General features: G+C 70.6%; 12 protein-coding genes. 5 read left to right on the top strand and 7 right to left on the bottom strand.

The annotated features are described in order from the left end of the window. Positions 1-117 precede the first annotated feature (117 nt). Together AC07BF_RS32590 and AC07BF_RS32585 are read right to left on the bottom strand one after the other, a co-directional pair. Positions 118-816 (bottom strand): hypothetical protein, encoded by a 699-nt coding sequence (locus tag AC07BF_RS32590; protein WP_363583018.1) that lies wholly within the window; start codon positions 814-816, stop codon positions 118-120. A gap of 124 nt (positions 817-940) precedes the next feature. Further along, positions 941-1150: a hypothetical protein gene (locus AC07BF_RS32585; protein WP_363628802.1), complete on the bottom strand. Its 210-nt coding sequence runs from the start codon at positions 1148-1150 to the stop codon at positions 941-943. A 280-nt stretch (positions 1151-1430) separates the two neighbouring features. Between AC07BF_RS32585 and AC07BF_RS32580 the strand changes: the two genes are divergently transcribed. Continuing rightward, complete coding sequence (locus tag AC07BF_RS32580) at positions 1431-2408, top strand: carbohydrate kinase family protein (protein ID WP_363622249.1); 978 nt, start codon at positions 1431-1433, stop codon at positions 2406-2408. Here AC07BF_RS32580 and AC07BF_RS32575 read toward each other — a convergent pair. Next, a complete protein-coding gene (locus tag AC07BF_RS32575) occupies positions 2401-3801 on the bottom strand; it encodes an aminotransferase class V-fold PLP-dependent enzyme (RefSeq protein WP_478334303.1) in 1401 nt (466 codons plus the stop codon). The two genes, AC07BF_RS32580 and AC07BF_RS32575, sit on opposite strands and share 8 nt — an antisense overlap. A gap of 368 nt (positions 3802-4169) precedes the next feature. Between AC07BF_RS32575 and ctaC the strand changes: the two genes are divergently transcribed. From ctaC to AC07BF_RS32555, 4 genes are all read left to right on the top strand, one after another. Further along, positions 4170-5024 (top strand): aa3-type cytochrome oxidase subunit II, encoded by an 855-nt coding sequence (gene ctaC, locus AC07BF_RS32570; RefSeq protein ID WP_363583012.1) that lies wholly within the window; start codon positions 4170-4172, stop codon positions 5022-5024. Next, the gene (gene ctaD, locus AC07BF_RS32565) at positions 5021-6796 is read left to right on the top strand and encodes an aa3-type cytochrome oxidase subunit I (RefSeq protein ID WP_063347291.1); all 1776 of its coding nucleotides are present in this window, start codon (positions 5021-5023) and stop codon (positions 6794-6796) included. Before ctaC ends, ctaD begins: the two co-directional genes overlap by 4 nt. Next, a complete protein-coding gene (locus tag AC07BF_RS32560) occupies positions 6796-7212 on the top strand; it encodes a cytochrome c oxidase subunit 4 (RefSeq protein WP_063347290.1) in 417 nt (138 codons plus the stop codon). The genes ctaD and AC07BF_RS32560 overlap by 1 nt, the downstream gene beginning before the upstream one ends. A 179-nt stretch (positions 7213-7391) precedes the next feature. Then, positions 7392-8654 (top strand): L,D-transpeptidase, encoded by a 1263-nt coding sequence (locus tag AC07BF_RS32555; RefSeq protein WP_363583010.1) that lies wholly within the window; start codon positions 7392-7394, stop codon positions 8652-8654. 19 nt (positions 8655-8673) lie between these two features. On the opposite strand, the gene AC07BF_RS32550 is transcribed toward AC07BF_RS32555, so the two are convergent. The 4 genes from AC07BF_RS32550 to qcrC form a co-directional block, all read right to left on the bottom strand. After that, positions 8674-9045: a GntR family transcriptional regulator gene (locus AC07BF_RS32550; protein ID WP_063347288.1), complete on the bottom strand. Its 372-nt coding sequence runs from the start codon at positions 9043-9045 to the stop codon at positions 8674-8676. Positions 9046-9151: 106 nt separating this feature from the next. Further along, positions 9152-10804, bottom strand: coding sequence for a cytochrome bc1 complex cytochrome b subunit (qcrB, locus tag AC07BF_RS32545; RefSeq protein ID WP_363628800.1), 1653 nt, complete (start codon positions 10802-10804; stop codon positions 9152-9154). Then, the gene (gene qcrA / locus AC07BF_RS32540) at positions 10801-11853 is read right to left on the bottom strand and encodes a cytochrome bc1 complex Rieske iron-sulfur subunit (protein WP_363583006.1); all 1053 of its coding nucleotides are present in this window, start codon (positions 11851-11853) and stop codon (positions 10801-10803) included. The genes qcrB and qcrA overlap by 4 nt, the downstream gene beginning before the upstream one ends. Before the next feature lie 8 nt (positions 11854-11861). Next, complete coding sequence (gene qcrC, locus AC07BF_RS32535; RefSeq protein WP_063347285.1) at positions 11862-12671, bottom strand: cytochrome bc1 complex diheme cytochrome c subunit; 810 nt, start codon at positions 12669-12671, stop codon at positions 11862-11864. Between the last annotated feature and the right edge of the window lie 109 nt (positions 12672-12780).

Below are 12780 nucleotides of genomic sequence, written 5' to 3'. Positions count from 1 at the left end.
CCCCCCCCCCCCCCCCCCCCCCCCCCCCCCCCCCCCCCCCCCCCCCCCCCCCCCCCCCCCCCCCCCCCCCCCCCCCCCCCCCCCCCCCCCCCTCCGCGTTCCGCACCGTTGTCGCGGCTACTGGCCGGCGACGTCCGGAGTGACCGGGTCCGGGCCCATGTGCGGATCGGCCTCCAGCGGCACGTTCTGGCCGCTCGACTGGTCGGTCACCGTCCGCCCGGCCAGCGGCGAGCGCAGATCGGCGGACACCGACTGCCGCTTGGCCAGCGCGTTGCAGACCTGCCCGGGCTGCACCGGCGCCGCCACCACGATCCTGACGTCCACCCGTCCGGGGTGCGACTCGTCCGCCTTCAGCGCGTACTTCTGGCAGACCCCGCCGAAGAAGTAGACGGTCAGCCCGTTGCTGCCGTCCACCCGGTAGGAGACCGCCGGGCGCGCCCCGGACCCGGCCGGGTCGGGCTCGCCCACCGCGATCCCGGGGCCCGGGGGAGTGCCCCCGGAACCGGCCGTCGACGGCTGCCCCGGGGCGGGCGAGGCCGCGGTGGGGGCCCACTTGGTCGGCGGCGTCTGGCCGGGCTGGTCCGACGTGGCCGACGGGCTCGCCGTCGGAGCCGGCGCGGACGGGGCGCCGGAGGACGCCGGGGCCTCCGGGGAGGCGCTCGCGCCCGCCGAGGTCGTGGCCGCACCGCCCGCCGCCGAGTCCGACGAGGTCTTGCCGTCCCCGTTGCACCCGGCCACCGTCACCACCGCTGCCAGCGCCAGGCCCGCCAGGGCCACCGCCCGCCGACCGCGCCGGGGCATCGTCTCCAGGTCCATCTGCACATCCTCCCGAGGGCTCAGCGGTGCCGCCCGCTCGGCCGCTCCGCGCGGATGTGACGTGACCCGGTCGGATCCGGTTCCACTTCGGTTCCACCCGCCCCGGGCCGGGGCGGGCGCCGGGTCACATGCCGTACTCGGCCATCCCGGCGACCAGCCGCTGCGCGTCGGACGGCACCCGGAACCCCTCCCGGGCGGGCGCGGCCGGCTCGGGACCGGTCGCCAGCAGCGGCCAGAACCGGCGCAGCCGCCGGGACGAACTCACCAGCGCGTCGAGGCTCTCGCCGTCGGCTTCGGCCCGGAGGGCGGGCAGCGGGGCGTGGCTGGGCATCATCGGGCATCGCTCCGATCCATGGCCGTGGCCGCACTGCCACGGTCGACGACGGGGCCCGCCCGGCTCGGCGGGGCCCCTGCTGCCGACCCTAGGCCGGGGTTCGGCCCACCCACCAGTGCTACCCGGAGGTAGTACACGTTCGACGGTGACGGGTGCCACGATGGCACTGCGGGCCGGCGGATTGCGGCGGTCTTGCTGCCGCCCGCCCCGAGCCCGGTACCGTGTGTGGGTTCACCCGTGCTTGCCCGTTGGCCCCGCAGCCATCCTGAGGAGACCTCCCGTGCGTATCGCCGTCGCCGGCTCGATCGCCACCGACCATCTGATGACGTTCCCCGGTCGGTTCGCCGACCAGCTCGTCGCCGAGCAGCTGCACACCGTGTCGCTGTCCTTCCTGGTCGACACCCTGGACATCCGCCGCGGCGGAGTCGCGCCGAACATCGCGTTCGGCATGGGCGTGCTCGGGCTGCGCCCGATCCTGGTCGGCGCGGCCGGCGCGGACTTCGCCGAGTACCGCAGCTGGCTGGAGCGCAACAACGTGGACTGCAACTCCGTCCACATCTCCGAGACCCGGCACACCGCCCGCTTCATGTGCACCACGGACGAGGACCACAACCAGATCGCCTCGTTCTACACCGGCGCCATGGCGGAGGCCCGCAACATCGAGCTCAAGCCGATCGCCGACCGCGTCGGCGGCCTCGACCTCGTCCTGATCGGCGCCGACGACCCGCAGGGCATGGTCCGCCACACCCAGGAGTGCCGCACCCGCGGCTTCGCCTTCGCCGCCGACCCCTCCCAGCAGCTGGCCCGCCTGGAGGGCGACGACATCCGCGACATCGTCGACGGCGCCGCGTACCTCTTCACCAACGAGTACGAGGCCGCGCTGATCGAGAGCAAGACCGGCTGGGACGCCGAGGAGATCCTCACCCGGGTCGGCACCCGGATCACCACCCTGGGCAGCAAGGGCGTGCGGATCGAGCGCAAGGGCGAGGCGGCGATCCTGGTCGGCTGCGCCGCCGAGGAGGCGAAGGTCGACCCGACCGGCGTCGGCGACGCCTTCCGGGCCGGCTTCCTGACCGGCCTGTCCTGGCAGCTCGACCTGGAGCGCGCCGCCCAGCTCGGCTGCATGCTCGCCACCCTGGTGATCGAGACCGTCGGCACCCAGGAGTACGAGCTGCGCCCGACCGCCTTCCTGAAGCGCTTCGAGGACGCCTACGGCGCCGAGGCCGCCGCGGACATCCGCGCGCACCTGGTCAAGTAGTCCGCCGGACGACGAGGTAGGCCGAGCCCCGGTCGCCGCCGTAGTCGGCGGCCGGGGCCTCGCCCGCGTACTCCTGGCCGCGCATCCCGCACCAGGCCGGGATGTCCAGCCGGGCCGCCTCGTCGTCCGCGAGCACGGCGACCGTGCCGCCCTCCGGCACCTCGCCGATCCGCTTCGCCAGCTCGATGACCGGCAGCGGGCAGCGCTTGCCCAGCGCGTCGATCACCAGCAGGGGCCCGGCCGCCGGCTCCGGCTCCGGGGCCGGCAGGTCCAGCCCGAGCGGCGCCCGGACGCCGGCGACCAGCTCCGGCAGCACGGTGAGGAAGCGTTCGACGTCGGCCTCGGCCGTCCCGGGCGGCAGCGAGACCCGGACGTTCCCCTCGGTGAGCACCCCCATCGCGGCCAGCACATGGCTCGGCGTCAGGGTGGAGGAGGTGCAGGAGGAGCCGGAGGAGACCGCGAAGCCCGCCCGGTCCAGTTCGGTGAGCAGCACTTCGCCGTCCACGTACAGGCAGGAGAAGGTGACGATGTGCGGCAGCCGCCGCACCGGGTCGCCGACCACCTCCACCTCGGGCACCAGCTGCGGCACCCGGGCCCGGATGCGTTCCACCAGCGCGTGGAGCCGGGCGTTCTCCCGCGCGGCCTCGGCCCGGACGGCCCGCAGCGAGGCGGCCGCGGCGACGATCGCCGGGACGTTGACGTAGCCGGGCACCCGCCCGCCCTCGCGTTCGTCGGCCGGCAGCGGCGAGGCGTACCGGACGCCCTTGCGCACCGCCAGCACCCCGACGCCGGGCGGCCCGCCCCACTTGTGCGCGCTGGCGGTCAGCAGCGACCAGCCGGCCGGGACGTCCACCCGCCCGACGCTCTGCGCGGCGTCGACCAGCAGCGGGACACCGGCCTCGCGGCAGTGTCCGGCGACTTCGCCGACCGGCTGGACCGTCCCCACCTCGTGGTTGGCGCTCTGCAGGACGGCCAGCGCGGTGTCCGCGCGCAGCAGCGCGGCGAACACGTCCGGGTCGACCCGCCCGGCGCGGTCCACCGGCGCCACCGAGACGGTGCCACCGCCCGCCTCCTGACGCTCGGCGACGTGCAGCACGCTGGAGTGCTCGACCGCCGAGTGCACCAGGTGGCCGCCGCGCCGCCGGTGGCCGGCCAGCGCGCCCAGCATGCCCAGGTGCACCGCCTGCGTCCCGCTCGCGGTGAAGGCGATCTCGTCCGCCCGGGCTCCCAGGGCCTCGGCCACCGTCTCGCGGGCGGCGTCCAGCAGCATCCGGGCCTGCCGGCCGGAGCGGTACAGCCGGGCCGGATCGGCCCAGCCCTCGTCCAGGGCGGCGGTCAGCGCCTGTCGTGCGACGGGGTGCAGAGGGGCCGTCGAGGCCGCATCGAAGTACACGGTCACATTTAACGACACACCCGGAGGCTTTCCGGTCCGACGACGTCGCTTACCGGCCGTCAGTCGATCACCCCGAATGTCCGCTTCGTCCGCGTCCGACGGACCGTCACCCGCGTGGTTCGAGGTCATCCCCCGATCGGGCGTAAGGACCTCGAATGCCTACGATGACCTGCGGCGCAGCCCCTGCCGGGCCTGATCGGGCGACCGGGCGGCGCGTTACCGGGGGCTGCCCGTCAGGAGCGCATAAGGCTGGAGTAGGGTTTGGCCCGCATAAGCATTCAAACCGTGCCCGTGGACGGGTCGCCGGGGAGGCTCACAATCCTCCGCGGGGCGACGCGAAGGCGGGCGAGACTTCGGGAAGGCGCTACGTGAGTCCCAACGGCTCCGACCGCTCGCCGCGGCGCACGATGCGGCGGAAGCTGCCTCAGGCGCTGGCACTGGGCCTCGTCATCGCGACCGCCACCGGCTGCTCGGCCAACGACCTCCCCAGGCTTGGCCTCCCGAGCCCCGTCACCAAGGAAGGGCCGATGGTCCTCCAGATGTGGCAGGGCTCCTGGATCGCGGCTCTGGTGGTCGGCGTACTGATGTGGGGTCTGATCATCTGGAGCGTGATCTTCCACCGGCGCAGCCGCACCGGCGTGGAGGTCCCCCCGCAGACCCGGTACAACGTGCCCATCGAGGCGCTCTACACCGCGGTCCCCATCATCATCGTGTCGGTGCTCTTCTACTTCGTCGCCCGCGACGAGTCGAAGCTGATCGCCGTCTCCGAGAAGCCGCAGCACACGGTCAACGTGGTCGGCTTCCAGTGGAGCTGGGCGTTCAACTACGAGAACACCGAGAACCCCGACCCGGCCAACAAGGATGCCGCGTACGACGTCGGTACGCCCAAGGAGGTTCCGACCCTCTGGCTGCCGGTCGACGAGTCGGTGCAGTTCCGGCTGACCTCGCGTGACGTCATCCACGACTTCTGGCCCGTCAACTTCATGATGAAGATGGACGTCGTGCCGGGCGTGGTGAACAGGTTCGAGGTCACCCCCACCGTCAAGGGCGAGTACATGGGCAAGTGCGCGGAGCTCTGCGGCACCGACCACTCGCGCATGCTGTTCAACGTCAAGGTCGTCGACCGCGCCGACTACGACAAGCACCTGGCGGACCTCCGGGCCAAGGGCCAGACCGGCGCGTTGCCCTCCGGCATCACGACCATGGGAAGTGAAGAGAAGTGACCATCCTCAACGAGCCCGCCGCGGCCGGCGGGGGCGCCGGGGCCGTCACGGTCGGGGCGCAGCGGACCCGCAAGCCGGGTTCGACCATCATCAAGTGGCTGACCACCACCGACCACAAGACGATCGGCACCCTGTACCTGGGCACGTCGTTCGCCTTCTTCCTGATCGGCGGCATCCTCGCGCTGGTCATGCGCGCCGAGCTGGCTCGTCCCGGGACCCAGATCCTGTCGAACGAGCAGTTCAACCAGGCGTTCACGATGCACGGCACGATCATGCTGCTGATGTTCGCGACGCCGCTGTTCGCCGGCTTCGCGAACTGGATCATGCCGCTCCAGATCGGCGCCCCGGACGTGGCGTTCCCGCGTCTGAACATGTTCGCGTACTGGCTGTACCTCTTCGGTTCGACCATCGCGGTGGCGGGCTTCCTGACCCCGAACGGCGCGGCCAACTTCGGCTGGTTCGCCTACTCCCCGCTGTCGGACGCGGTCCGTTCGCCGGGCGTCGGCGCCGACATGTGGATCATGGGTCTGGCCTTCTCCGGCTTCGGCACGATCCTCGGTGCGGTCAACTTCATCACCACGATCATCTGCATGCGCGCCCCCGGCATGACGATGTTCCGGATGTCGATCTTCGTCTGGAACGTCCTGCTGACCGCCGTGCTGGTCCTGCTGGCCTTCCCGGTCCTGGCCGCCGCGCTGTTCGCCCTGGAGGCGGACCGTAAATTCGGGGCCCACGTATTCGATCCCGCCAACGGCGGGGCGATGCTGTGGCAACACCTGTTCTGGTTCTTCGGCCACCCCGAGGTGTACATCATCGCGCTGCCGTTCTTCGGCATCGTGTCGGAGATCATCCCGGTCTTCAGCCGCAAGCCGATGTTCGGCTACTCCGGCCTGATCGCGGCCACCATCGCGATCGCCGGTCTGTCGGTGACGGTGTGGGCGCACCACATGTACGTCACCGGGCAGGTGCTGCTGCCGTTCTTCTCCTTCATGACCTTCCTGATCGCGGTCCCGACCGGTGTGAAGTTCTTCAACTGGGTCGGCACCATGTGGAAGGGCTCGCTGAGCTTCGAGACGCCGATGCTCTGGACGGTCGGCTTCCTGGTCACCTTCCTCTTCGGTGGTCTGACCGGTGTGCTGCTGGCCTCCCCGCCGATCGACTTCCACGTCTCGGACTCGTACTTCGTCGTCGCCCACTTCCACTACGTGGTCTTCGGCACCGTCGTCTTCGCGATGTTCGCCGGCTTCCACTTCTGGTGGCCGAAGATGACCGGCAAGATGCTGGACGAGCGCCTCGGCAAGATCACCTTCTGGACGCTGTTCTTCGGCTTCCACACCACCTTCCTGGTCCAGCACTGGCTCGGCGCGGAGGGCATGCCCCGCCGCTACGCCGACTACCTGGCCTCGGACGGCTTCACCACGCTGAACACCGTCTCGACCATCGGGTCGTTCGTGCTCGGCGCCTCGATGCTGCCGTTCCTCTACAACGTGTGGAAGACGGCCAAGTACGGCGAGAAGGTCGAGGTCGACGACCCGTGGGGCTATGGCCGTTCGCTGGAGTGGGCGACCTCCTGCCCGCCGCCGCGGCACAACTTCCTCACCCTGCCCCGGATCCGCTCCGAATCCCCGGCCTTCGACCTCCACCACCCGGAGATCGCCGCGCTGGACTACCTGGAGAACCACGGTGAGCCGGCCAAGCACCTCGCCGGCGTGACCCCGGCGAAGTACGACGCCCCGAAGCTGGACAAGGGCAAGAAGGAGGGCGACGTCTGATGAAGGAACAGGGAAAGATCTTCCTCGGCCTGGCCGTCTTCGTCCTCGCGATGGCCGTCACCTACGGCCTGTGGACCAACCACTCGGAGCACGGGATCGAGGCGGCCGGCACCACGGCGCTGTTCCTCGCCTTCGCGCTCTGCGCCTTCATCGGGTACTACCTCGCCTTCACCGCCCGCCGGGTGGACAGCGGCGCGGGTGACAACCCCGAGGCCGAGGTGGCGGACGACGCCGGCGAGCTGGGCTTCTTCGCCCCGCACAGCTGGCAGCCGCTCTCCCTGGCGATCGGCGGTTCGCTGGCGTTCCTCGGAGTGATCTTCGGCTGGTGGCTGCTGTTCTGGTCGATCCCGATCATCCTGATCGGCCTCTTCGGCTGGGTCTTCGAGTTCTACCGGGGCGAGAACCAGAACCAGTAGGTTCCCGGGTTCCGCCGACGACGACAGGGCCGGTCCTCCCGCACGGGGAGGACCGGCCCCGTTGCGTCTCCAGGGTGACGAAACCACTCACCCGGGTGAACGCGGGGTCGCTCCGATGTCGCTTCGGCCAGCCTCGTTCCTACGATCTGAGCAATCGTGCGGACCCTCGGAGGCGTTTCATGGCCGACAGGCGCGGAATCGCAGGTATCGGCGGCATCTCGCTGACCCTCGCAGTACTGGCCCCGCTGGCCGCCTGCTCGTCCGGCGGCGGCGAGGCGGTCGGCCCCCACCGGATCGACGCGGCCGCGTTCGTCCACCTCTCGGCCGAGGGCGGGGGCAAGGTCGACCCCTCCAAGCCGCTCACGGTGACGTCCGTGCCCGGCAGCCGGCTCACCGACGTCACCGTGACCGGCCCGGACGGCCGGGTGGTGGCCGGTCAGCTCGCCGAGGACCAGCACAGCTGGCAGACCACCGGCCGGCTGAAGGCCGACACCGACTACTCGGTGCGGATCGCCGCCGACGACGGCAAGGGCGGCCGCGGCGACACCACGGCGGACTTCAGCACCCTCGCCGCCCAGCGCCTGCTCACCGCCAAGCTGGGCCCGGACTCCTCCGGCAGCGGCATCTACGGCGTCGGCCAGCCGCTCACCGTGCAGCTCTCCGAGGCGGTGCAGGACCCGCAGGCCCGCCAGGAGGTCGAGCGCGTCCTGACCGTCAGCTCCCAGCCCGCCGTCACCGGCGCCTGGTACTGGGTGGGCGACAAGGAACTGCACTTCCGCCCGCAGGAGTACTGGCCGGCCGGCACCACCGTCTCGCTGGCCTTCGACGGCACCGGCGTCCGGATCGAGGACGGCCTCTACGGCGGCGACCGCAGCACGCTGGGCCTGCGGATCGGTGCCCGGGTCGAGACGGTGGTCGACGCGGCCGCCCACGTGCTCACCCTCAGCCGTGACGGCGAGCTGGTCCGGAGCATCCCGGTGACCACCGGCAAGCCCGGCTTCGACACCCGCAACGGCGTCAAGGTGGTGCTCGGCCAGGAGCGGTCCGTCCGGATGAACGGCGAGACGATCGGGATAAAGGCCGGGAGCTCGGAGTTCTACGACCTCAACGTGGAGTGGGCCACCCGCGTCACCTGGAGCGGCGAGTACGTCCACGCGGCGCCCTGGTCGGTCCGCTCGCAGGGCCTGGAGAACGTCAGCCACGGCTGTACCGGCATGAGCACCGAGAACGCCAAGTGGTTCTTCCAGAACACCAGGGTGGGGGACCTGGTGACGGTGGTGAACAGCCGCGGCGCCACCATGGAGCCGTTCGGCAACGGATTCGGGGACTGGAACATCTCCTGGACGGACTGGGTCAAGCACAGTGCCCTCGGAGAGCCCGTCAGCACCACCGCGCCGGCCTCCCAGGCCCACGCCTCGGGGATGATCCGCCCGGAGGCCTGAGGGCCCCTGGAGCGCCTTCTCAGGCCTCCTGGTAGGCCAGCCGCAGGGCGGCGTCCACCGCGGCCAGCGCATCCGCCCGCGGGAGCCCGAGCCGGGTCGCCCGCTCGGCGTACTCGGCGGCGGCCGCGGCGGCCAGCCGGTGCGCGGTGTCGCCGGTGGCCGCGATCAGCGTGCCGCGCCGGCCATGGGTCTCCACCACGCCGTCCGCCTCCAGTTCCCGGTACGCCCGGGCGACCGTCCCGGCGGCCAGCCCCAGTTCCTCGGCCAGGGCCCGGACGGTGGGCAGCCGCAGCCCGGTCGGCAGTTCGCCGGAACGGGCCCGCTCGGCGATCTGGGCCCGGATCTGCTCGTACGGGGGAGTGGCGGCGGCGGGGTCGACGGACAGCTGCACGGGAGCTCCTGGAGGGTGCGGACGGGGGACGGGAAAGCCCGAGGGCCGCTGACCAGAAGAACTCTGGTCAGCGGCCCTCGGGTGTGACGCTGCGGGGCGTACGGGATCAGTGGTGGCCGTGGCCGCTGGTGATCTCGTGGTGCTCCTCGGAGGTCGGCTTGGGGATCTGGGCGCCGCCGCCGTAGAAGCCGCGGGACAGCTTGGCCCGGGTGCGGCCGAGCAGGCCGGCCTTGCTGGCCACGCCGTTCTCGTCCGTCTGGGCCGGCAGCTCGACCGGCTGGACCTGCTCGTGCGCGGTGAGCTTGTACAGGTCCTTCTGCGGCAGCTGGGCGTGCACCTCGACGAACTCGCCGTGCGGCAGGCGCTTGATGACGCCCGTCTCGCGGCCGTGCAGCACCTTCTCCTTGTCCCGGCGCTGGAGGCCGAGGCACCAGCGCTTGGTGACGATGAAGGTGATGACCGGCACCGCGAAGAAGCCGACGCGGACGAAGTAGGTGATCGAGTTGATCGACAGGTGCAGGTGGGTGGCGAACAGGTCGTTGCCACCACCGACCAGCAGCACCAGGTAGAGGCTGATCCAGGCGGCGCCGAGCGCGGTGCGGACGGGCGCGTTGCGCGGGCGGTCCAGGATGTGGTGCTCGCGCTTGTCGCCGGTGATCCAGCCCTCGATGAACGGGTAGACCGCGATCGAGACCAGGACCAGCGGGAAGATCATCAGCGGGATGAAGACACCCAGGTTCAGGGTGTGGCCCCACAGGCCGACCTCCCAGCCCGGCATGACGCGGATCAGGCCTTCGGAGAAGCCCATGTACCAGTCGGGCTGGGCGTCCGTGGACACCTGGTCCGGGCGGTACGGGCCGTACGCCCAGATCGGGTTGATGGTGGCGATCGCCGAGATGGCGGCGATCAGACCGAACACCAGGAAGAAGAAGCCACCGGCCTTGGCCATGTAGACCGGCATCAGCGGCATGCCGACGACGTTCTTCTCGGTCTTGCCCGGGCCGGCCCACTGGGTGTGCTTGTGGTAGAAGACCAGGATCAGGTGCGCCACCAGCAGGCCGAGCATGATGCCCGGGATCAGCAGCACGTGGATCGTGAAGAAGCGCGGCACGATGTCGTGGCCGGGGAACTCGCCCCCGAACAGGAACATCTGGATGTAGGTGCCGACCAGCGGGACGGCGAGGATCGCGCCTTCCATGAACCGGATACCGGTACCCGACAGCAGGTCGTCCGGCAGCGAGTAGCCGAAGAAGCCGTCGAACATGCCCAGGATCAGCAGCAGGAAGCCGAAGACCCAGTTGATCTCACGCGGCTTGCGGAACGCGCCGGTGAAGAACACGCGCATCATGTGCACGAGCATCGCGGCCACGAAGACCAGGGCGGCCCAGTGGTGGATCTGCCGGATCAGCAGACCGCCGCGGACCTCGAAGCTGATGTCCACCGTCGAGGCGTACGCCTCGGACATCCCGATGCCCTTGAGCGGCACGTACGAGCCGTTGTAGACGACCTCGGCCATCGACGGCTTGAAGAACAGCGTCAGGTAGACACCGGTCAGGATGATGATGACGAACGTGTAGAGGCAGATCTCGCCCAGCATGAAGGACCAGTGGTCCGGGAAGATCTTGCGCAGGTTGGCCTTGGCGAGGGAGTAGATCCCCACCCGGCCGTCCGTCCAGTCAGCAGCGGCCTCCCACTTGTTGGCGGGCTTGGCGCGCGTGCTGGCGGGCTTGGCGGCACCGGTGGTGCTGCTCGTACTCATCGAGCACGCTCCCAGTAGCTCGGGCCGACGGGCTCGTCGAAGTCGCCGGTGGCGACCAGGTAGCCCTTCTCGTCAGTGATGATCTTCAGCTGCGGCAGCGGGTGGCCGGCCGGGCCGAAGATCACGCGCGCGCCGTCCGCCAGGTCGAAGGTCGACTGGTGGCAGGGGCAGAGCGCGTGGTGGGTCTGCTGCTCGTACAGGCTGATCGGGCAGCCGACGTGGGTGCAGATCTTGGAGTAGGCGAGGATGCCCTCGAAGGCCTTCTCCCGCGACCGGTCGTCCTTGATGTCGTCCGGCGCGATGCGCACCAGCATCAGGGCGTCCTTGGCGATCGCCTGCTGGAAGTCCTCGTCGTGGACGTGCAGACCCTCGGGCATGGCGAAGGTCAGCGAGCCGATGACGATGTCCTCGGCCTTCATCGGCAGGTTGGTGCTCATGTTGATGAGCTGCAGGGGCTTGGCCGGGGTCGCCTCGTTCCAGCCCGTCTCCTTCAGCTTCTTCTCGGGCAGCGGCCCGAGGTCGCGGAGCAGGACCACGCCGGAGAGCGGGACCAGCGCCATGGAGCCGATGAGGGTGTTGCGGATCATCTTGCGGCGGCCGAAGCCGGACTCGGCGGCACCGGTCTTGAACTGCTCGATGACGTCCGCGCGGACCTCGTCGTCAGCCTCGATCGGGTGGCGCTCGGCCGGCAGCTCGACGTCCGACATCAGCGTGCGGGCCCAGTGGACCGCACCCGCGCCGATCATGAACAGCGCGACGCCCAGGGTCAGGCCGAGCGCGAAGTTCAGCGCGCTGACGTGACCGAGCGGGAAGATGTAGACGATCTTGTCCGGGTCGATGGCCACGTACGAGGCGATGAAGCCGATGGTGGCGAGCATCGAGACCACGAACATCAGCGAGACCTGACGCTCGGCCCGCTGGGCGGCCCGCTCGTCGATGTCGGTGCGGCGGGGCTCGTGGGCCGGAAGGCCCGGGTCGGCGAACGGGTCGCCGTGCGCGGCGACGTCACCGGCGGAGCCGTGTGACTCCGGAAGCTTCTCTTCTGACATGTCGTGGCTCATGACTTCTTGGCCTTGGTGGTGTGGGCGGCGACCCAGATCGCGACCGCGATGAGCGTGCCGAGACCGAAGATCCAGCCGAACAGACCCTCGGTCACCGGACCGAGGCTGCCGAGCGTGAGACCACCGGGGTTGGGCTCATCGGAGGTGGTGTGGCGGACGAAGGCCACGATCTGCTTCTTCTGCTCCTCGGGCATGGTGGTGTCCGGGAACGACGGCATGTTCTGCGGGCCGGTCTGCATGGCCTCGTAGATGTGCTTGGCGTCCACGCCCTCCAGCGACGGGGCGTACTTGCCCTTGGTCAGGGCACCGCCCTGGCCGGCGAAGTTGTGGCACTGGGCGCAGTTGGTGCGGAACAGCTCGCCACCCTTGGAGATGTCGTCCGGGTTGGTCGAGGTGTACTGCTCCGGGGTCGGCGTCACCGGGCCGGGGCCGAGCGAGGCGACGAAGGCGGCGAGCTGGTCGATCTCCGCCTGCGAGTAGATGTTCTTCTTGCGCGGCACCTGGGCGCCGGGCTGCTGGGCCGGCATGCGGCCGGTACCGACCTGGAAGTCGACAGAGGCGGAGCCGACGCCGACCAGGCTCGGACCGTCGCTGCTGCCCTGGCCGTTCAGGCCGTGGCACGAGGAGCAGCCCACGGCGAAGAGCTTCTTGCCCTCATCGATCGCGAGCGACTGCGCGGCGACGTCGGCCTGCGCCTTGTCGGCGGGCGCGAACGCGGCGTACAGCCCCCCGGTTGCCGCCAGGGCGAGAAGTAGGACGACCAGCGCCGCCAATGGGTGGCGCCGTCGTGCGGAGAGCTTTTTCACGGAATAACCCCGGTGTCAGGATCTGGTCGACTGGTGGGTGCACCCGGCGGCCGGTCTGGCCGGCACGAGGCTGCCTGTCTAGGGCTGCGCGCGCGGTCGGTCGGTGGGA

This window comes from Kitasatospora sp. NPDC043950 (genome assembly GCF_056435345.1).
Note: the sequence above shows the minus strand (reverse complement) of the source record. Positions and strands in the feature narration are given on the sequence as shown.

Excerpts from the sequence above, each read along its gene's own strand:
- AC07BF_RS32560 (WP_063347290.1), top strand. The coding sequence starts at position 6,796 with ATGAAGGAACAGGGAAAGATCTTCCTCGGCCTGGCCGTCTTCGTCCTC.
- AC07BF_RS32585 (WP_363628802.1), bottom strand. The coding sequence starts at position 1,150 with ATGATGCCCAGCCACGCCCCGCTGCCCGCCCTCCGGGCCGAAGCCGAC.
- AC07BF_RS32590 (WP_363583018.1), bottom strand. The coding sequence starts at position 816 with ATGGACCTGGAGACGATGCCCCGGCGCGGTCGGCGGGCGGTGGCCCTG.
- qcrA (WP_363583006.1), bottom strand. The coding sequence starts at position 11,853 with ATGTCAGAAGAGAAGCTTCCGGAGTCACACGGCTCCGCCGGTGACGTC.
- AC07BF_RS32555 (WP_363583010.1), top strand. The coding sequence starts at position 7,392 with ATGGCCGACAGGCGCGGAATCGCAGGTATCGGCGGCATCTCGCTGACC.
- qcrB (WP_363628800.1), bottom strand. The coding sequence starts at position 10,804 with ATGAGTACGAGCAGCACCACCGGTGCCGCCAAGCCCGCCAGCACGCGC.